Origin of the sequence: Pelagibacterium sediminicola (assembly GCF_003390885.1) — a bacterium.
Lineage (GTDB): Bacteria > Pseudomonadota > Alphaproteobacteria > Rhizobiales > Devosiaceae > Pelagibacterium > Pelagibacterium sediminicola.
In genome coordinates, this window is record NZ_QMEL01000007.1 from 1 (window position 1) to 18,004 (window position 18,004).

16 protein-coding genes are annotated in these 18,004 nt (G+C 62.8%); 14 read left to right on the forward strand and 2 right to left on the reverse strand.

Annotated features, from left to right (window positions below; translation table 11 throughout):
- Window positions 1-303, forward strand: a 303-nt coding sequence (locus DQG18_RS11705; RefSeq protein WP_210208082.1) for an integrase core domain-containing protein, incomplete at its 5' end; no start/stop codon positions are given.
- Between the two features lie 61 nt (window positions 304-364).
- Here DQG18_RS11705 and ampH read toward each other — a convergent pair.
- Both ampH and DQG18_RS16755 read right to left on the reverse strand, forming a co-directional pair.
- Window positions 365-1,519, reverse strand: coding sequence for a D-alanyl-D-alanine-carboxypeptidase/endopeptidase AmpH (ampH, locus tag DQG18_RS11710; protein WP_116654600.1), 1,155 nt, complete (start codon window positions 1,517-1,519; stop codon window positions 365-367).
- A 107-nt stretch (window positions 1,520-1,626) separates the two neighbouring features.
- Window positions 1,627-1,899 (reverse strand): helix-turn-helix domain-containing protein, encoded by a 273-nt coding sequence (locus DQG18_RS16755; RefSeq protein WP_116654464.1) that lies wholly within the window; start codon window positions 1,897-1,899, stop codon window positions 1,627-1,629.
- A gap of 232 nt (window positions 1,900-2,131) precedes the next feature.
- Between DQG18_RS16755 and DQG18_RS11720 the strand changes: the two genes are divergently transcribed.
- The 13 genes from DQG18_RS11720 (at window position 2,132) to DQG18_RS11780 (ending at window position 17,993) form a co-directional block, all read left to right on the forward strand.
- Window positions 2,132-4,222, forward strand: a complete 2,091-nt coding sequence (locus DQG18_RS11720) for an acetate--CoA ligase family protein (RefSeq protein ID WP_116654465.1) — start codon at window positions 2,132-2,134, stop codon at window positions 4,220-4,222.
- A gap of 52 nt (window positions 4,223-4,274) precedes the next feature.
- Complete coding sequence (locus DQG18_RS11725) at window positions 4,275-5,300, forward strand: ABC transporter substrate-binding protein (RefSeq protein WP_116654466.1); 1,026 nt, start codon at window positions 4,275-4,277, stop codon at window positions 5,298-5,300.
- Between the two features lie 119 nt (window positions 5,301-5,419).
- Window positions 5,420-7,069, forward strand: a complete 1,650-nt coding sequence (locus DQG18_RS11730) for an ABC transporter permease (protein WP_116654467.1) — start codon at window positions 5,420-5,422, stop codon at window positions 7,067-7,069.
- The gene (locus DQG18_RS11735) at window positions 7,069-8,157 is read left to right on the forward strand and encodes an ABC transporter ATP-binding protein (protein WP_116654468.1); all 1,089 of its coding nucleotides are present in this window, start codon (window positions 7,069-7,071) and stop codon (window positions 8,155-8,157) included. Before DQG18_RS11730 ends, DQG18_RS11735 begins: the two co-directional genes overlap by 1 nt.
- Window positions 8,154-9,842 carry a glycerol-3-phosphate dehydrogenase/oxidase gene (locus DQG18_RS11740; RefSeq protein ID WP_116654469.1) on the forward strand — a complete coding sequence of 563 codons (1,689 nt, stop codon included), beginning with the start codon at window positions 8,154-8,156 and terminating at the stop codon, window positions 9,840-9,842. Before DQG18_RS11735 ends, DQG18_RS11740 begins: the two co-directional genes overlap by 4 nt.
- Window positions 9,839-11,371, forward strand: a complete 1,533-nt coding sequence (locus DQG18_RS11745; RefSeq protein ID WP_116654470.1) for an FAD-binding oxidoreductase — start codon at window positions 9,839-9,841, stop codon at window positions 11,369-11,371. The genes DQG18_RS11740 and DQG18_RS11745 overlap by 4 nt, the downstream gene beginning before the upstream one ends.
- Window positions 11,368-12,813, forward strand: a complete 1,446-nt coding sequence (locus tag DQG18_RS11750; RefSeq protein ID WP_116654471.1) for an FGGY-family carbohydrate kinase — start codon at window positions 11,368-11,370, stop codon at window positions 12,811-12,813. Before DQG18_RS11745 ends, DQG18_RS11750 begins: the two co-directional genes overlap by 4 nt.
- A 3-nt stretch (window positions 12,814-12,816) precedes the next feature.
- A complete protein-coding gene (locus DQG18_RS11755) occupies window positions 12,817-14,214 on the forward strand; it encodes an aldehyde dehydrogenase family protein (protein ID WP_116654472.1) in 1,398 nt (465 codons plus the stop codon).
- A 5-nt stretch (window positions 14,215-14,219) separates the two neighbouring features.
- A complete protein-coding gene (locus tag DQG18_RS11760; RefSeq protein WP_157970142.1) occupies window positions 14,220-15,020 on the forward strand; it encodes an enoyl-CoA hydratase/isomerase family protein in 801 nt (266 codons plus the stop codon).
- Complete coding sequence (locus tag DQG18_RS11765) at window positions 15,017-15,775, forward strand: enoyl-CoA hydratase/isomerase family protein (protein WP_157970143.1); 759 nt, start codon at window positions 15,017-15,019, stop codon at window positions 15,773-15,775. Before DQG18_RS11760 ends, DQG18_RS11765 begins: the two co-directional genes overlap by 4 nt.
- A 14-nt stretch (window positions 15,776-15,789) precedes the next feature.
- On the forward strand, window positions 15,790-16,395 hold the full coding sequence (locus tag DQG18_RS11770) for a TetR/AcrR family transcriptional regulator (RefSeq protein ID WP_116654475.1): 606 nt from the start codon (window positions 15,790-15,792) through the stop codon (window positions 16,393-16,395).
- Window positions 16,396-16,398: 3 nt separating this feature from the next.
- Window positions 16,399-17,550 (forward strand): iron-containing alcohol dehydrogenase, encoded by a 1,152-nt coding sequence (locus tag DQG18_RS11775; RefSeq protein ID WP_116654476.1) that lies wholly within the window; start codon window positions 16,399-16,401, stop codon window positions 17,548-17,550.
- Entirely contained in the window at window positions 17,544-17,993 is a 450-nt protein-coding gene (locus DQG18_RS11780; RefSeq protein ID WP_116654477.1) for an acyl-CoA thioesterase, read from the forward strand. The genes DQG18_RS11775 and DQG18_RS11780 overlap by 7 nt, the downstream gene beginning before the upstream one ends.
- The last annotated feature ends 11 nt before the right edge of the window (window positions 17,994-18,004 follow it).

The following is an 18,004-nucleotide window of genomic DNA, read 5'->3' on the forward strand; positions in this document are numbered from 1 at the left end:
TTCACGTCCTTTGCCTGGACCGGTCGGTTGCGACGAATGGGGGTGCGCATCTCCATGGATGGCAAGGGACGGTTTCTCGACAACATCTTTGTCGAGCGGCTCTGGAGAACCCTCAAATACGAATGCGCCTACCTGCATGCCTGGAAGGCCGGGTCACCGGCTCGCGCCGGCGTCGGCGACTGGATGGACTTCTATGATAACCGACGCCCTCATTCCGCCCTTGGCGGAAAACCGCCTGCCGTGATCTATTGGCAGCGCATTGACCAAAACCAACCCGACCAGCAGGTGCAACGAGTAGCTTAATTTACGCCCAAATCTGTCCAGCGATCGAGGAGTAGCTCACTCTTTAGGCATGGATAAGCATTTAGCGCGGTGCGAGTTGCGCAATCAGATCGTTCGCGAATTCGGCAATGATTGCCGAAGCGGCAAAATCAAACTCGTTGATTGCAATGAACACGCCCACGTCCCGGTTCGGCGCAAAGGCGTGGTAGAGGAACATGCCCTGTAGGCCACCTGCCTTCTGCAAGATCAGTGGTCTATTGCCGTGGGGGCGCATCACCACCCATCCCAGCGACATGGCATCCATTTCGCCTGATTCATCGAAACCATAAACCGTATCGAGGCCGTCACGCCAAACATAGGCGGCATGGTCGATCAACCGCATCTCGGCGCTATCGCTCGAGCTGCGATCGAGGTGCCACTGCAGCCACTTCAAGACATCGTTTGCGGTTGAATAGAGCCCGCTGGCGCCTGCCATTACCGCCGGTGTCGGAACGTCCGGCAGCTCTTCACCTTCGAAACCGTGGCCCAGCATCAGCCGATCGTGATCGGTTTCGGGCACGGCCAGCATGGTGTCTGACAGCCCCATCGGTGCAAACACCCGATCCGCCAGTACCTGTTCATAGGGTTTGCCGGCGGCACTTCCGAGGGCGAGCGCCAGGATATCGAACCCGAAATTGGAGTACAGCCCGCCTGTTCCGGCGGGGAACGACTGGGGATCGTCGCCCAGAGCCTCAAAATACCTCTCAGCGGTCAGCGTGGAGAACGGATCCTCATCTGGGCCCGCCGGTCGATCAACCTCTCGCGGCAAACCTGAAGTGTGCGTCGCAAGATCGATCAACCGGATCGGCCGATCATCCATGGCGGGAAAATCGACCGCATCCCCGAGATATTGTTCCGCCGTATCGGTAAGTCTCACGCTGCCATCGGCTACCAGCGACGCCAGGACGGCACCAGTGAAAGCCTTTGTGACGGAACCGACCCGCATCAAGGTATCGCCATCAGGCACTACACCCGAGCCAGCAAATGTCTCCCCGAAGCCGTATACCGCGGTTTTTCCACCGTGTACTGCTCCGATAACAAGGCCGGGAACACCGGCTTCCAGAAACAGAACCTGCCCCGTAAAGGCCACCACTTCATCGAGCAACGCCTCCGATGCCGCGGCGGATGTTGAAAGGACGGCGATCCCAACAACTAGGGCGGACCTGCCGCGCTGCCCAAACCAAGCTGAAATGCCCATATCAACCTCCAAACCTCAATTTGGGCCAGCCTCAAGATTGGTCCCTAAAATCGAGTTAAAGCAGGGCGCTAACTTTGCCATTCGTGATATTCCTTGCGGCATGATCGCTACTGCTCTAATGGCCTGGTTCCCTCGATCTTTGCCGTTGGGCGCTTGGGCCATGCCGAGTTCCTCGCCCTGGCCGGGGCATTCATTTCTTCAGCACCCTGCTGAGAACGGTGGCCTCCAAGCCACCCGTTGATGATCGCGATGAACGCGTCCAGCTTCGGGTGTCGCACCGGCGTCTGCCGCAGATGGCTAGGCGGAACCGAATACGCCATCGTCTTGCGAACCGTGTCGCGTGAAATGCCGAAATGCCTTGCTGCCTTGCGCTGGCTCATCCCCCGTCGCAAGCCACGCGAACCTTCAGATATAATTCCACGGTGTAGATTCCCAGTCCCTCCCTGTTCCCCACCATCCTTGGCCAGCCGTCTTACCGGCGCCCGATCCGGTTGCGTCTGACGGGGCAACCTGGGACGCGGGAAGTCAGCAATTTTCGGGATGTTTTAAATCTATTGACGAAACGTCTGCCAGAATGTACAAAACGTCAGCGTGTGCTTTCGTGAGACGATAATGATCTGTGCAGATGATATGAAAGAAGCTGGCCCCCGCGCCAAGGCACTGGATTCGCTGCTGTCGCCCCAGCGAATTGCCGTCGTCGGTGTGTCGGCCGCAGATCCGCAATCCTGGGGACACCGTGTGGTTCGGGTGCTCATCGACGGCGAATTCGACGGCGAAGTTTGCGTCGTTCACCCGAAAACCGATTTTCCCGGCGTGCCGACCGTGCGCGCTATCGCTGAGATCTCAGATCCTGAACTGGTTGTTGTGTGCGTGCCAGCGGAGCGCGCAATCGGTGTCGTGGCCGAGGCTCGCGCGGCAGGGGCGAAGGCCGTGATCGTCTTTGCCTCGGAATTTGCCGAGTCGGGGCCGGAGGGAGCTGCGCTTCAGGAGCAGTTGGTCAAGGCGGCCGGAGACATGGCCATGCTGGGACCAAACTGTTTTGGCATTTCGAACCGGATCGACAAAGTCAAACTGTCGGCTGCGCCGTTTCTGAACCAAACGCTGCGCGCTCCCGGCGAAGTGGCTTTGGTTGCCCAGTCAGGCGCACTTGGCCTCGTCCTGTCGCGCTGCGTCGAAGAGGCGGGCAGCGGCTATTCTCATTTTATCAGTGTCGGAAACGAAGCAACCTTGGGTGCTACCGAAATTGCGCGCCACCTAGTGGATCGCGATGAGGTGGGGGTGGTCCTGCTCTATCTCGAGGCACTGCGCGATCCGCGCAACCTGGCTGAAACGGCAACCCGGGCCGCGGAGTTGGGCAAGCGCGTGGTGCTGCTGAATGCCGGCCGCTCGGAGGCAGGCAAGCGCGCTGCACTGTCTCACACTGCGGCCATCGCGGGCAACGACATGTTCCTGCAGTCGCTCTGCGACGATTTCGGAATCGTGCGCATCCATGACGACGACGATGTCAAGCCGGTTCTGGCGGCGCTGGAGCGCGGCTGGCAGATGCCGGTTAATCCGCGCGTCTGTATCCTGTCGAACTCGGGTGGGGCAGGGGCGGTGCTGGCCGACCAGGTCGAGGCGGTTGGCGGACGGGTGATCGCGCTGGCCGATGCCACTCGCGCCAAGGTGGCCGAGATCGGCATGATTGGCGCTGGCGACAGCAATCCCATCGACATCGGCGGCGGCTGGGAAGCCACGTTGCACCTGGTTAAGCCGACGCTGGATGTGCTGATCGATGCTGAAGAAGTCGATGCTCTGGTCGTCTACTACGCCTTTGGCGAGATGTGTGCCGACCGTGTGGCGCCGATCGCACAATATTGTTCCCAAAGCAGGAAGCCTGTCACCTTTATCTGGCAGATCGCGCCGCAGGAGGGGCTGTGCCAGGTGGAAACTCCCGGTATCCTCGCGACCAGCATGGGCGAGGGCGTGCGCATGCTTTCCACACAGATGAGGCTCAGCGCGCCACGTCGTGCCCGCTGGCAGCCCCTGCCAGGGACTGAACTGACGCTGCCTGACATGGCCGACGGCCAGAGGATGCTGGCCGAACACGAGGGGAGCGCGCTGCTGTCCAGCCGCGGTATGCAGTTCGTGCCGTCGGAATTCGGCCGCGTCGACGCGCTCGATGATCTTGCTGCCCGCGTCTCGAGTCGAGGCTGGGATCGCGTGGTGGTCAAGGGCAATGCACATGACGTGCCGCACCGCAACCGTGTGGGTCTGGTGCGCGTCGACGTGATGCGGGGCGACCTGGCTCGCACGCTGGCGGACATGGCCAAGACCCTGAATGCCCATTCGGTCGATCCGGACCGGGGGCTGCTGGTGCAGCCCATGGTGACGTTCGACAACGAAATCGGCGTCGGCGCGCTGCGCGATCCGGTTTACGGCCCGGCACTGGTGATCGGGCCTGGCGGCGTGGGCATTGAAGAGGCGACCGGCGCGCGCGACGTGCTGTTGCTGAACACCGACAGCGCCAATTGGGACGCCTACGCCCTGCGCGTGGAGGCGAGGCACAATCTGGCGCCCGGCACCCTGGGTCCGGTGATCGAAACCATCGCCAATGTAATGGGCGACGGGCGGATCGTTGAAATCGACGTGAACCCCATGGTGCGCACCGACGAAGGCAGGCTTGTCGCGCTCGACTCACTCATCGTGGTGGACCGCGACTGAACCAATTGGCCCGGGGCAAACCCGCCCAGGGTCATATCATGGAGGAGAAGACATGAAGAAACTGACGACTTTCGTGACTATCGTTGCAACGGCTTTGGCGGGGTCGGTCGCGGCCCAGGACAAGCCCGAGCAAATTGTCGTGGCCAATACTGGCGGTCCCTATCTTCAGGCGGTGCTGGACGCTACTGGCAAGGCCTTTGAAGAAAAGACCGGGATCGAGGTGCTGGGCGACGGCCCCCAGACCTTGCCGCAACTGCAGCAGATGGTGCAGGCAAACCGAGTGACCTGGGACGTGGTGGAAGTGCCGCCGGTCTTTACCATGCGCTATTGTGGCGAACTGTTCCAGGAACTGCCCGCAGACTTGCAGAACTACGATAACGTGCTGCCCGGCTTCGCCAACAAGTGCGGCATCAACATCGCCGGCTACGCAAATATCATGCTTTACAACACCAAGGTCTTCCCCGATGGCGGCCCGCAGAACTGGAGCGAATTCTTCGACACCGAGAAGTTCCCCGGCAAGCGCGGTCTATGGGATGGAGCCGAGGGCGTGAACCTTGAAATTGCGCTGATGGCCGATGGTGTGGCGCCCGAGGATCTGTATCCGCTCGATCTGGATCGCGCCTTTGCCAAGCTCGACACCATCCGCGACGACATTGTGTTCTGGCGCTCCGGAGCGCAGTCCACGCAGATGATGGAAAGCGAAGAAGTCGACATGATGATGGCGTGGTCCTCGCGTGCCTATCCTGCGCTCAAGAATGGCGCTCCCTTCGAGCCAGTGTGGAACCAGCACATCATCTATAATAATGTGCTGACGATCCCCATGGGCGTCCCCTACCCCGAAGTCAGTGCCGATTTCATCCGGACCGCGATGGAGCCGGCGCAGCAGGCCCGCGTCTCCGAACTCTATCCTGTCACGCCCGGCCTCATTGGCGCGGAGCCCGAATTGGACGAAGCCGGCGAGAAGGTGTTTGCCGGCACCAAGGAACGCGCCGAAAGCGCCGTGGTGCCGAACATTCAGTGGGTCGCCGATAACTCCGAAGAGATCAACCGTCGCTGGACCGAATGGCTGAACAACTGATCGCCATCACCTGACCTGCGCCGGGCCGCCCCACGGGTGTGCGGCCCGGCGTTTCCAAACAAGCAACTCGACATCCCAGGATCGTACGACAGGGCCATCAGGCGCTGAACGGAGGAGCCATGTCTTCAGGATCACAGAATTTTCTTGCTCGTAATAAGGGCATGCTGATGCTAATGGCACCCATTGTGGCCTTCTTGGCGGTGTTCTTCGCTTGGCCCGTTGTCCTTGTGCTCACCCACAGCTTTGATGGCGGTGAAGCGGGGACTTTCAGCCAATACAACGAATTTTTTACCTCCAGCACCTACCTGCGCATTGTGGTGCGCACAATCTGGGTGGCCCTGCTGGTGACGGGGCTTTGCCTGCTGATTGGCTATCCCTATGCCTATCTTATGGCGCGCACCAAGGGCTGGACGCTGGCGATTTTGACCGGCGTCGTGCTGTTATCCTTCTTCACTTCGGTCATGGTCCGCAGCTTTGCCTGGATCGTGATGCTACAGCGCAACGGAATTATCGACAATTTCGTCAAGTGGCTGGGGTTCGAGGGCCTCGTGCTGCGCGGCACCACCACGGGCGTCACCGCTGCCATGGTGCAGGTGATGCTGCCGTTCATGATCCTGCCGCTCTACAGCGCCATGGCTGGCATCGACAAACGCTTGGAACGTGCCTCGACTTCGCTCGGAGCAACGAAATGGACCACGTTTCGCGATATCTGGTTTCCGCTGTCCATGCCCGGCGTGATCGGCGGATCGGTCATAGTCTTCGTTACCTCGCTTGGCTTTTACCTCATTCCGGGTCTGGTCGGCTCACCCTCCAACCAGCTTCTGTCGCACCTGATTTATTCGCTCATCAACACGGTGCTGAACATCCCGCTGGCCTCGGCCGCCTCGGTGATCATGCTGCTGATGGCGCTTTTGGTCGTGCTGCCCGCCATGATGCGTTTCGACGTCACCGGCAGCATCTCCAGCCGCTTTTACAGCGAAGAGGGCCGCGGCGGTCGGCAGTCACCCTGGCTCTGGATCTGGGCCGGTCTGGTGATCGCGCTGCTGCTGGTTCCCAGTTTGGTCGTGATTCCGCTGAGCTTCCCCGAGAATCGCAGCTTCGCTTTCCCGCCCGAAGGCTTCTCATGGCGCTGGTACGAGAACTTCTTCTCGAGCCGCGAATGGTGGGGCGCGTTCATCACCTCGCTCCAGGTTGCCATTCTCGTTACGTTCAGTTCGACCATTCTGTCGGTACTGGCCGGACTCGCGTTGCGCCGCTCTTCGACGCGGATGCGCACAATGATCCGCGCGCTGGTGCTGACGCCGCGCATCGTTCCGGGCGTGATCATCGCGCTGGCGGTCTATGGTCTGTTCCTCGACTGGAGGCTCAATATCACGACTACCGGCTTTGTGATCGCCCACACGATCATGGCGCTGCCCTTCGCCTTCATCCCTATCGCAGCGACGCTTGAACAGTTTGACACGCGCTTCGAGCAGGCCGCCGCCAGCTTGGGTGCATCGCGCCTGACCACCTTCTTTCAGATCATCCTGCCGCTGATCTCGACCGGCATGATGACCGGAGCGCTTTTCGCATTCGTCATCTCGTTCGATGAAGTGGTGGTGTCGCTGTTCGTGGGCGGAGTGGGCATGCGCACCCTTCCGGTGCAGATGTTCCGCTCGGTGGCCAATGACATCGACCCCACGATCGCCGCTGCCTCCACGATGCTGCTTCTGCTGACGGCGCTCATCGTGATTGCCAGCACAATCTTTACCCAGAGGAGGAACCGCTGATGGCCATGCAAACCACACGTGGCGCCGCGCTTAACCTGCACGACCTCGGCAAGTCCTATGGAGGGCTCAAGGTTCTGGAGGGCGTCAATCTGAATGTCGCGCCGGGAGAGTTCATCACCTTTCTCGGGCCCAGCGGCTCGGGCAAGACCACGACGCTCAACCTGATCGCAGGCTTCGTCGACCCGGACGCCGGGGGACGGATGCAACTGGATGGACGCTCGCTGGCCGCGGTGCCGGCCCACAAGCGCGACATCGGCGTTGTGTTCCAGAATTATGCGTTGTTTCCGCACAAGACGGTGCGCGAGAACATTGCCTTTCCGCTGAAGCAGCGCCGCCCGCGCCCCGATGCCTCCACCATCGCCAAAAAGGTCGATCAGGTGCTGCAACTGGTGCATCTGGAGGCCTATGGCGACCGCCGCCCCGACCAGTTGTCAGGCGGCCAGCAGCAGCGCGTTGCCCTGGCCCGCGCGGTGGTGTTCGAGCCCAAGCTGCTGTTGCTTGACGAGCCTTTGGGCGCTCTCGACAAGCGCTTGCGCGAATCCTTGCAGCTTGAGCTACGCCGCATCCACCGTGAACTGGGCGTCACCATAATATTCGTCACTCACGACCAGGATGAGGCGTTGACCCTGTCCGACCGTATCGTGGTGTTCCGCGAGGGAGCCGTGGAACAGATCGGTACGCCTGCTCAACTCTATAACAACCCAGGCAGCGAATTCGTCGCCACCTTTCTGGGGGATTCCAACATCTTCTCGGGGACGGTACGAGGCGGGCAATTCACGCTGGATCAGGGCGAGGTCCGCTTTGCGCCGCTGGAGGGCACGCCCGATGGCGTGGCCAAGATCATGGTGCGCCCGGAAAACGTCAACCTCTCTGCCGATCCGGCCGCGGCCGCCAATGCCGTAAGGGTGACGGTGGGCGATGTTGTATTCTCGGGCGCAACCCTGCGGGTTGAGGGCGTCGATGCCAGCGGTGCTCAACTGATCGCCCGCACTCGCACCGACGGGGTAGTGCCAAAGATCGGCGACAGCGTCTGGTTCTGCTGGGACAGAGCCTCGACCCGCCTCGTGGCCTCGGGCAGCGGGGCATGAACGCGTCCGCCGACATCGCGGCCGCGCTCAACCGTCTGGCCGCCGACGAACCACTGGCCGACCGCGCTGCGCATCTGGAGCGGCTGGCGGGGGGCAGCTTCGACCTGCTGGTCGTGGGGGGCGGCATCACCGGGGCGGGCGTGGCGCTGGACGCCGTGTCGCGCGGCCTCAGCGTGGCCTTGGTGGAGGGGGGCGATTTCGCCTCGGGCACCTCGTCGCGTTCCTCCAAGATGATCCACGGCGGCTTCCGCTATCTTCAGACCGGAGATGTCGCGCTGGTGCGCGAATCCTTGCGCGAACGTCATGCGCTGCAACGCAACGCACCGCATCTGGTGCGAGTGATGCCCTTCATGATCCCGCTGTTCCTCAAAGGCGGAGTCATCAACCCCAAATTGTCGCGCGCGCTTGGCGGCGCGCTCTGGAGCTATCAACTGGCCGGCGCTTGGCGGCTTGGACGTCGGCACAAGCGCCTGTCGCATGAGGAAGTCGGGCAGCACATGCCCGCGCTCGACATGGAGCGTATCGGCGCTGGCTATATGTTCTACGACCTGCGTGGCGATGATGCGCGCATCGTGTTTGCGGTTCTGGCCAGTGCTGCGGAGCGCGGGGCGGTGGTAGTGAACCACGCACGCTGCATCGGGCTGTCGGAGATGAAGCATGGTCGCCGTACCGCCCGCATCGAGGTGGATGGCACCACAATCGAGGTCAGCGCCGGTATGGTGGTGAATGCCACCGGAGTCTGGGCGCAGACATTTCTGGATGGCGTGGGCGTGGATAGCCCGCGTAAGCTGGCGCCGGCCAAGGGTACCCACATTGTGTTGCCCATCGGACTGATGCGCAACGATGTTGCCGTCAGCCTGCCCGTGGCCAGCGACCGGCGCACGGTGTCGGTGGTGGATCAAGGCCCCTTCGTCTATGTCGGATCGACCGAGACCACCGATCCCGCCGATGTCAACGAACCCAGCGTGACGGAAAGCGACCTCACATACATTCTGGATGGGATCAATCGTCATCTGACGCGCAAGATCACGCCCGATGACATCACCAGCGGCTGGGCCGGCTTTCGTCCGCTGATCGCCGACGGCAAGAGCGCGCACAGTTCCGATCTGTCGCGTCGTCATTCCATCGAACAGGATGCCGAGGGCCTGATCACCGTTACCGGCGGCAAGCTGACGACCTATCGCGAGATGGCTGAAGGCACGGTAGATGCAGTCTGCGCGGCGCTGGGCCGCAAGGCAAAATGCACCACGCGTCAGCTGCGGCTGCACGGCTATTGTCCATCGGCCAGCCACCTCAATGATGGCGAACGTCTGGGCAAACGTTATGGCGACCGGGCGGCCAAGGTCGAAGAACTTGCGGCGCTCTCGCCCGCTCTGGCCGGGCGCATCACTCCACGCGGTGAAACCATTGTCGCCGAGGCGCTCTGGGGTCTGCGTGCCGAAATGGGCGCGTCGCTGGCCGACGTGCTGTTCCGCCGTACCCGGATTGCCACCTATGACGGTCGTGCCGTACTGGCCGATGTCGTCGACATCGCCGCGCGCATTGGGCGCGCCGCGGGCTGGACCGATAACCGCATCACCGCTGAAACCGAAACCCTTAAAACCGCGCTGAGGCAGGAACTGGGCGTGCTTGCCTTGTCATTGCCCCACGTCGCCGACAACTCTTCGAAAGAGGACATCCAATGAGCCGCACTCCAATCGCCATCGCCCCCCGTCAGCCGGCCCAGATTCCAGGGCAACACGGACTCAGCGGTGTCATCCCCCGCGAAACCCTGACCGGCCGCGCCGTTGCCGTCGATGACGCTTTCGTGCAGGCACTGGAAGAGGTCTGCACCAAGGTCGATGTCGACGACAATTCGCGTACCGATTACGCCCGCGACTGGTGGCCGCTGGGCATGGTCTGGGCCACGACCGGTCATGTGGCGCGTATGCCCGCCGCCGTGGCGCGGCCTGAAAACACCGAAGAGGTTGCGGCGGTCCTGCGCCTGGCCAACGACGCGGGTATTCCCGTGACAGCGGCAGGCGGGCGTAGCGGCGTCCTCGGCAACTCGCTGCCGGTTTTCGGCGGCGTGGTGATAGACCTCACGCGGCTTTCCGGCATCACCGACCTGCGCGGCGATGATCTCAGCGTCGATGTGATGGCTGGCACGTTTGGCGACAGCTTCGAGGAGGCGTTGCAGAAGGAAGGCTTCACCGCGGGGCACTGGCCGCAGTCCATGAAGCTGGCCACAGTGGGCGGCTGGATTGCCTGTTCGGGCGCCGGGCAGATGTCCACTCGCTACGGCACCATGGCCGATATCACCCGTGGCGTGACGGCGGTGCTGGCCGATGGCCGGGTGATCGAGACCTCTCAATTCGCCCATTCGTCTACCGGCCCCGACATGACACAGCTTTTCGTGGGCTCGGAAGGAACTCTGGGGATCATTGTCTCGGCCTGCCTCAACATCCACAAGAAGGCTGAATACACCGAAAGCGGCGCCTGGGCTTTTGACAGCTTCGATGCCGGTGTCGAAGCGATCAAGCGCTTCTCGCAGCGTGGTGCCCGACCGGCAGTCGTCAGGCTCTATGATGCGACGGAATCGCGGCGCAACTTCGACACCAAGGATCAGCATATCCTCCTGGTGCACGACGAAGGCGATCGCGATATCGTGGCCGGTATCATGTCAGTCGTGCGTGCCGAATGTGACGGCAACGCCGGGGATACAGCGCTGGTTGACCGTTGGCTGGCCAATCGCAACAGTGTTCACGCCCTGGACGACCTGATCCTGGATCGCGCACCCGACACTATGGAAATCACCGCCCCCTGGTCGAAACTGGCCAAGATTTATCATGAGACGACAGCGGCGATGATGGCGGTGGATGGTACGCGCACGGCGACGGCGCACATCTCGCACGCCTATCCCGGGTCCGCAGGCCTCTACTTCATGTTCGGCGGTCGCCCTGAGCTCGAAGATCGCCCGCGCTGGTACCGCGATGTCTGGAATGCCGGGGCGCGTACGGTGCTCACGCATGGCGGCAACCTGGCCCATCACCATGGTATCGGCCTGCAACGCGCCCGTCTGATGGGCGAGTCTATGGGTAGCAGCATGGAGGCGATGCAGGCGGTGAAGGATGCGCTCGATCCCAAGGGTATCCTGAATCCCGGCAAGCTGGGCCTGAAAAATCCCTTCGGCCCAACTCCGGACTGGGCTGACAAGGCCGCGCTCAAGGCATGAGCCACAAGGTTCCCTACGTCCTGGTCATCGATCTCGGCACCACCAGCCTGCGATTGTCGGTGGTGGACGCTACCGGCGCCGTCTGCGCCTGGCGTCAGAGCGTCGTGCCCGAAACCCGCGATGGCGAAGGGTTGTCCTGGGACGGGGGGGCGCTGGCCGCGCATGCCCTGGCGCATGCGCGCGCACTGGCTACGGACTGGGCGCTGGCGGGCGTCGCCATCGCCAACCAGCGAGCAACCGCCCTGATCTGGGATGCGGCCAGCGGCAGGCCCCTTGGCCCTGTCCTGTCGTGGTCCGACACCCGCACCCGTGACCTGGATCGTGCGCAGCGCATGCGGGGAGTTCGCTTCGTGCCGGGGCTGTCGGCATCCAAATGGCGCTGGCTTCTCGATGCCGCCGACCCCGACGGCAGCCGCGCAAAGGCGGGTAAATTGCGGATCGGCACGCTGGAATCCTGGCTGATCTGGGTGCTGAGCGATGGCGCCGTCCATGTCAGCGACCACGTCAATGCCTCCCATACCGGGTTGTTCGACCTGGCGACGCTGGATTGGGACCATGCCCTTGCACGCGAGCTGGATTTCGATCCGTCGCTTCTGCCGCGCCCCGTCTGCAACCTGCCCGAGGGCATCGTCGCCCGGGCTCTCCCCGGTGCGCCGCCCATCCTGGCGGTGATCGGCGATCAGCAGGCCTCGCTCTACGGACAGGGCTGCACCGAACCGGGCATGGCCAAGATCACTTTCGGCACCTCGGGCGTGCTCAACATGGTGCTGGGCAATGCGCCCTTCGCCAGTCCCTCGCGCGCCGCCTTCGGCAATGTCGCGCTGAGCCTGCCCGATGCGGTCAGCTTCGGCACCGAGGCATCGGTCATGTCGGCGGGCAGTTCGGTGGAATGGCTGATCCGGCTGGGCGTGCTACCCGAAGCGGCGGCCATCGATCGCCTCGTCGATCCCGCCATGCGCAGCGATACGCTGTTCGTCGCGGCGTTGCACGGGCTGGGCGTGCCGCATTGGCAGCCGCATGCGCGGGCGACCTTCTTCGGCCTGTCGGACGCCACCGGCCCTGCCGAGATGACGCGTGCCGTGCTCGACAGCATCGCGGCAGGAACCGCCGACGTGATCGAGCATATGGAACAGGCGGTGGGCCGGCGGCTGGACCGCATCAGCATCGACGGTGGCTTGACCCGCAGCCATGCCTTCTGTGCCATTCTCGCCGCCACCGTAGAGCGCCCGCTGCACCGGACCCCGGTTGCCGAAGCCACGACTCGCGGCGCTGCCCTGCTGGCCCTGCGGGCTTTGGGGCTTCCCTCGCCGCCGGACGAGGAGACGCCGCGCCTCGCCGCACCCAGGGGCACGCTGCCGGCCGACCGCGCCGGCTGGCAGGAGGCTGTGGCGCTGACCCTTGAGCACACGAAAAACCGCAAGACACGGAATCTGAAAGGATAGTCCATGAACACCCACGATACCGCCCTTGTGAACGGCAAGATCGTCCCCCTGCATGGGAGCCGCGAACGGCATCTGGCCAGCCCGCTGACTGGACGGGATGACCGCAGCACGCGTCATGGCGACGAGATCGACATCGATACCGCTGTGCTGGCCGCCCGCGCCGCCTTCATCGCCTGGGGCCAGAGCGACGCCGACACCCGCCGCAAAGCGATCGAGGGGCTGGCCGCGAGAATCGAGGCACGCGCCGACGATCTGGCCGAGGCCATCAACGCCGAGGTCGGTACCCCGGAAAAGATCGCGCGCGCCGTGCAGGCAGGCCTGCCGGTGCATGTGCTCCGTGGCTTTGTCGCTGATCTGGACGCTGCGCTGGCCGATGAAACCATCGCCCATTCCACTGTGCAATATCGCCCCCTCGGCGTGATTGGCGCGATCACGCCCTGGAACTATCCGCTACATCAGGCAATGGCCAAGATCGGAGCGGCGCTGGCGGCGGGCTGTACCATGGTGCTGAAGCCATCTGACCTGACGCCCCGCACCAATGCGCTGATGATGGAGATCCTGGCCGAGACCGTGCCCGCGGGTGTGATCAACGTGGTTCCGGGCGACGCCCAGACCGGTGCGGTGCTGGTCGATCATCCAGGTATCGACGCCGTGTCCTTCACCGGCTCGGTCGAAGGGGGACGTGCAGTGGCGCAAGCGGCGGCCAGAGCGCTCAAACCCTGTGCGCTGGAACTGGGAGGCAAGTCGGCGGGTATCTTGCTGGACGATGCCGATACCGAAATTGCGCTGAAGGCGATGGTAAATGGCGGGCTATTGAACAGCGGGCAGACCTGCAACGCCCTGACCCGCATCCTGGTGCCGCATGCCAAGATTGACGAAGCCGCAGCGCAGGTGGGCGCGCTGGCCGACAAGATGGCGTCGCGTCTCGGCCCGGTGATCTCCAAGGAGCAATACGAACGCGTGCAGGCGTTCATCGAACGTGCGCAGAAGGACGATGCCGTGACCCTGATCGCTGGTGGCACCGGGCATCCTGATGGCAGAGACGCCGGTTATTTCGTGCGCCCCACCGTGTTCCTGTCCAGGGACGGGAATGCTGAGATCGTACAGGACGAAGTCTTTGGTCCCGTCCTTGTCGTGCTGGGCTACAGGGATGACGAGGAGGCGGTGGCGCTGGCGAACGGCACTGACTATGGCCTTGCCGCAGCAGTCTGGGGTAGCGACCAAGCACGCGTCGAGGCGATTACTCGCCGCCTGCGTGCCGGCCAGATCGACGTGAACGGCGCGCCGTTCAATCCGCGCGCGCCTTTCGGGGGCTTCAGCAAGTCCGGCAGTGGGCGCGAGATGGGCCTGCACGGTATCCGCGAGTTCCAGCGGCCCGTGTCCATCCAGCATAAGGACTGAGCGACTTGAGCGAGCAACACACTATCCTCGAAACTGTTGAGGCCGGTATCGCGCGGCTGACACTGAACCGGCCGGAAGCAATGAACACCATGACGCCGTCTTTCCTTGACGACGTGCTGGCGAAACTGGAAGGAATTGCTGATGATGACGCGATCCGTGTCCTGATCCTGACAGGGGCAGGGCGTGCCTTCTGCGCCGGAGGGGATCTAAAGCGCGGCCCGGGCGGCGCTGTAGCGGGTGACCCGCCGCTTTCCTCACAGATAGGCCGGCTGCGCAACTTCATGCGGTCTTCGCAGCTGTTGCGCGACATGCCCAAAATCACGATTGCCGCGATCAACGGCGCCTGCGCCGGGGCAGGATTTTCCTGGGCCTGCGCTAGCGATATCCGGCTTGCCTCGAACAAGGCGCGGTTTGCCACGGCATTCCGCAACGCAGGGCTCTCGGGCGATTTCGGCGGCACCTGGCTGTTACCGCGCATCATTGGCGCCGGGCGAGCGCGCGACCTTTACCTGCGATCGAAACCGATCACGGCGCAGGAGGCGCTGGCGATGGGGCTGGTGTCCTCTGTCCACGACCCTGACGAACTAATGGAGGCAGTCATGGAAGTGGCGCGTGATCTGGCCGCAGCGGCCCCTCTGGCGCTGCCGCTGATCAAGCGAAATCTCAACGATGCCGATGAAATCGGCTTCGCAGAGGCGCTTGACCGGGAGGCGCGCCGCCACAGTGAAATGGTTGCCACCACCGACGGCATCGAGGCTGCGCTGGCCTTTAGCGAAAAACGGCAACCGATATGGAGCGGGAAATGAGTGTCGATCTGACCACGAACAGCACGGGCACCGTCGCCACAGTGACCCTCAATCGCCCCGAGGCGTTGAACGCCATGACGGTGCAGGCGCTGCGCGAAGTGGGCGATGCTTTCCAGCAGGCCGACCGCGAGGGCGCACGCATCATCCTGCTTCGCGGGGCGGGGCGGTCGTTCTGTGCCGGGGCGGATCGCAAACAGTATCCCGGCTACAAGTCCAGCGAAAAGGACGAAGGTGTCGCCCAGCATGCCATCGAGATCGGCATTCAGCTCAAGCGTGCCTTGATGAACGTCAACGCCATGACCGTGGCACAGGTGCATGGGCATGCGGTGGGCGGCGGGCTGGTCATGGCCATGTGCTGCGATATGCGTTTTGCCGCAGAGGATGCGAAGCTGTCGCTCCCCGAACTTAAGCTGGCGCTGCCTCTTGGCTGGGGCGCGCTTTACCGACTTATCGAACTGGTGGGCACAACGCGGGCTTGGTCGATGCTGGCTGGGTTCGAGGTTCTGTCGGGCCGCCAGGGCGTCGAGGCCGGACTGATGTCTGACGCTTTCGCACCCGACGAGCTCGAAGAGCAGGTGCGGGAGCGCATCGAAAACTTGTTGGAGATAGACGCCGAGGCCCTCTTTCTGACAAAACGTCAATTCCGGGCTATTACGGCACGTGCCTCGTTTGGCAATCTCGAGGATATCGATGGGGCACTTCTGCTCGGCCCGCTGCGTGGCCTGAACGTGCGGGAGAAATTCGCAGGATTATGAAGAGGACGTAGACTATGCCTGCCAAGATCGCATCCCACCATGAACAGACAGTTTCTGCGGCTAAGGTCGAGGAAGCCGTACTGGACATGATCGAGCATCAGGGCGTGTTGAATGGCATCAACCTGAACGATGTGGCAAAGGTCGCCGGCGTGAGCCGGACGCTGGTATATCATCATTTCGGAACACGCCGCGGGCTCTTGCGGTCGGCCATCAAGCATGAGTTGCAAAGGCGACATGTGCAGACCAAGACGCCCAGCGAACCCATGCGCCTGGGAGCGCGGGTGGTGCATGGTTTGCGGACGTTGCTGGCAAGCGGATCCTGGCTGCGGCTGACGGTGTTGTTGCATCTGGACGGCTCAAACGCGCCGCGCCTGATGCCCAATGCAGAGACCACGTTGTTACAACTCGAACGTGACGACGCGCTTGGTCTTATCCGGAAAACCGATGACCTGCCGGCACTCCATGCCAGTTATGCCGCCGCAGTCTATGGTTACGCCTTGTTCCGCGAAATCTTCGCACGCGATCTGGATATCAAGGTCGAGGAGCTGGACGAGCGGATCGCCGCACAACTCGAACAACTCTACGATCCCACCTCGCCCCAGCGCAATTCGGGAACCTGAGGAATGAAACCTTTCACGTTCGACACCACGCCCTCAGTCCGGTTCGGCCCGGGCCTGCTTGACCATCTCGGCGAATTTGCGGCCGGTCTGCTTGGCAAACGAATCATCATCGTGACCGACCCGGGGATGATGGCCACGGACATGCCCGCCCGCACCGAGCGCGCGCTGCGGGTTGCGGGGGCCGAAGTGGAGGTGTTTCACGACGTCACCGCTGATCCCGGGGAAAGCGTGGTGATCTGCGCACGCGATGCGATGCGCGACATGAAGGCGAGCGGCGTGGTGGGGCTTGGCGGGGGCTCGTCGCTGGATGTGGCCAAGTTGGCGGCAGCGTTGACAGCCAGCGGGGCGGATTTGGCCGCCAGCTATGGCATTGGCAACCTGCCTGCCGGGCGGCTTCCCTTGGTCGCGGTGCCCACTACTGCGGGCACCGGATCCGAGGTGACGCCGATCGCCATCGTCACTACCGGCGAGAATGAGAAATCGGGCGTGGTCAGCCCAGTCCTGCTGCCCGACCTGGCGGTGCTCGATCCGGAAACAACGCGGGGGTTGCCGCCGCATGTGACCGCCGCAACGGGGATCGATGCCATAGTGCATGCCATAGAGTCCCATTGCTCGGCGAGTCTCAACAACAATCCCGTCTCCCGCGCCCTTGCACGCGAGGCGCTGCACCTCATGGGTCGAGCCTTGGAAGCAGCGGTGCATGACCCCAGTGACATGGACGCGCGTTCGGACATGATGCTCGGCGCGCATCTGGCAGGGCAGGCTTTTGCAAATTCGCCCGTCGCAGCGGTGCATGCGCTGGCCTATCCCATTGGTGGGCGGTACAAGTTGCCTCATGGCCTGTCCAATGCACTGGTCTTGCCGCATGTGTTGCGCTTCAACGCTGAAACTGCGCCGGAGGCCTATGCCGAAATTGCACCGATCCTGTTTCCCAGATTGGCCGGCGTGGAGGATATCGCCCATGGCTTTTGCGACGCGCTGGCCGAGCTGGCCGCACGTTGCGGGCTGCCGCTTCGCCTGCGCGATGTGGGGATAGGGCGCGATGGCCTTTTAGACATGGCGAAGGACGCGATGAACCAGACGCGCCTTCTGATGAACAATCCCCGCGAATTGCACGAAGCGGATGCACTGAAAATATACGAGGCAGCATGGTAGAGTCACCGGCGCGCGATATCGACGCCTATCCTCACCGGCTGCGACTGGAAACCCGCTGGAACGACAACGATGCGTTCGGGCATATGAATAATGCGATGCATTATCAATTCTTCGATACGGTCGTGAACCGCCTGTTGCGCGATCTCGGCAGCTTGCAAGAGCTGCATGACGCAAATCGGTTCCTGGTGGTCGAAACCGGCTGTCGTTATTTTGCAGAGATAGCCTATCCGGATCTGATAAACGTAGGACTGGTCGTGCGGCACTTGGGTTGCTCATCGGTCCGTTATGACCTTGCGTTGTTCCGCAACGACGAGCGCATGGCGGCGGCGGCCGGTTTCCTCGTGCATGTCAATACCGCTGCGGGGCGTGCGGTCGCAATGGACGAAGGACTGCGAGCAAAGCTGACAGCCTATTATCCCATCGCCCGCGAAGCCGGAGGCTGATGCTCACTCTT

What these genes read in the sequence shown, in the direction of transcription:
- ampH (WP_116654600.1), bottom strand. Translation starts at nt 1,519, where the DNA reads ATGGGCATTTCAGCTTGGTTTGGGCAGCGCGGCAGGTCCGCCCTAGTT.
- DQG18_RS11770 (WP_116654475.1), top strand. Translation starts at nt 15,790, where the DNA reads ATGCCTGCCAAGATCGCATCCCACCATGAACAGACAGTTTCTGCGGCT.
- DQG18_RS11730 (WP_116654467.1), top strand. Translation starts at nt 5,420, where the DNA reads ATGTCTTCAGGATCACAGAATTTTCTTGCTCGTAATAAGGGCATGCTG.
- DQG18_RS16755 (WP_116654464.1), bottom strand. Translation starts at nt 1,899, where the DNA reads ATGAGCCAGCGCAAGGCAGCAAGGCATTTCGGCATTTCACGCGACACG.
- DQG18_RS11745 (WP_116654470.1), top strand. Translation starts at nt 9,839, where the DNA reads ATGAGCCGCACTCCAATCGCCATCGCCCCCCGTCAGCCGGCCCAGATT.
- DQG18_RS11775 (WP_116654476.1), top strand. Translation starts at nt 16,399, where the DNA reads ATGAAACCTTTCACGTTCGACACCACGCCCTCAGTCCGGTTCGGCCCG.
- DQG18_RS11780 (WP_116654477.1), top strand. Translation starts at nt 17,544, where the DNA reads ATGGTAGAGTCACCGGCGCGCGATATCGACGCCTATCCTCACCGGCTG.
- DQG18_RS11755 (WP_116654472.1), top strand. Translation starts at nt 12,817, where the DNA reads ATGAACACCCACGATACCGCCCTTGTGAACGGCAAGATCGTCCCCCTG.
- DQG18_RS11765 (WP_157970143.1), top strand. Translation starts at nt 15,017, where the DNA reads ATGAGTGTCGATCTGACCACGAACAGCACGGGCACCGTCGCCACAGTG.
- DQG18_RS11725 (WP_116654466.1), top strand. Translation starts at nt 4,275, where the DNA reads ATGAAGAAACTGACGACTTTCGTGACTATCGTTGCAACGGCTTTGGCG.
- DQG18_RS11740 (WP_116654469.1), top strand. Translation starts at nt 8,154, where the DNA reads ATGAACGCGTCCGCCGACATCGCGGCCGCGCTCAACCGTCTGGCCGCC.
- DQG18_RS11750 (WP_116654471.1), top strand. Translation starts at nt 11,368, where the DNA reads ATGAGCCACAAGGTTCCCTACGTCCTGGTCATCGATCTCGGCACCACC.
- DQG18_RS11735 (WP_116654468.1), top strand. Translation starts at nt 7,069, where the DNA reads ATGGCCATGCAAACCACACGTGGCGCCGCGCTTAACCTGCACGACCTC.
- DQG18_RS11720 (WP_116654465.1), top strand. Translation starts at nt 2,132, where the DNA reads ATGATCTGTGCAGATGATATGAAAGAAGCTGGCCCCCGCGCCAAGGCA.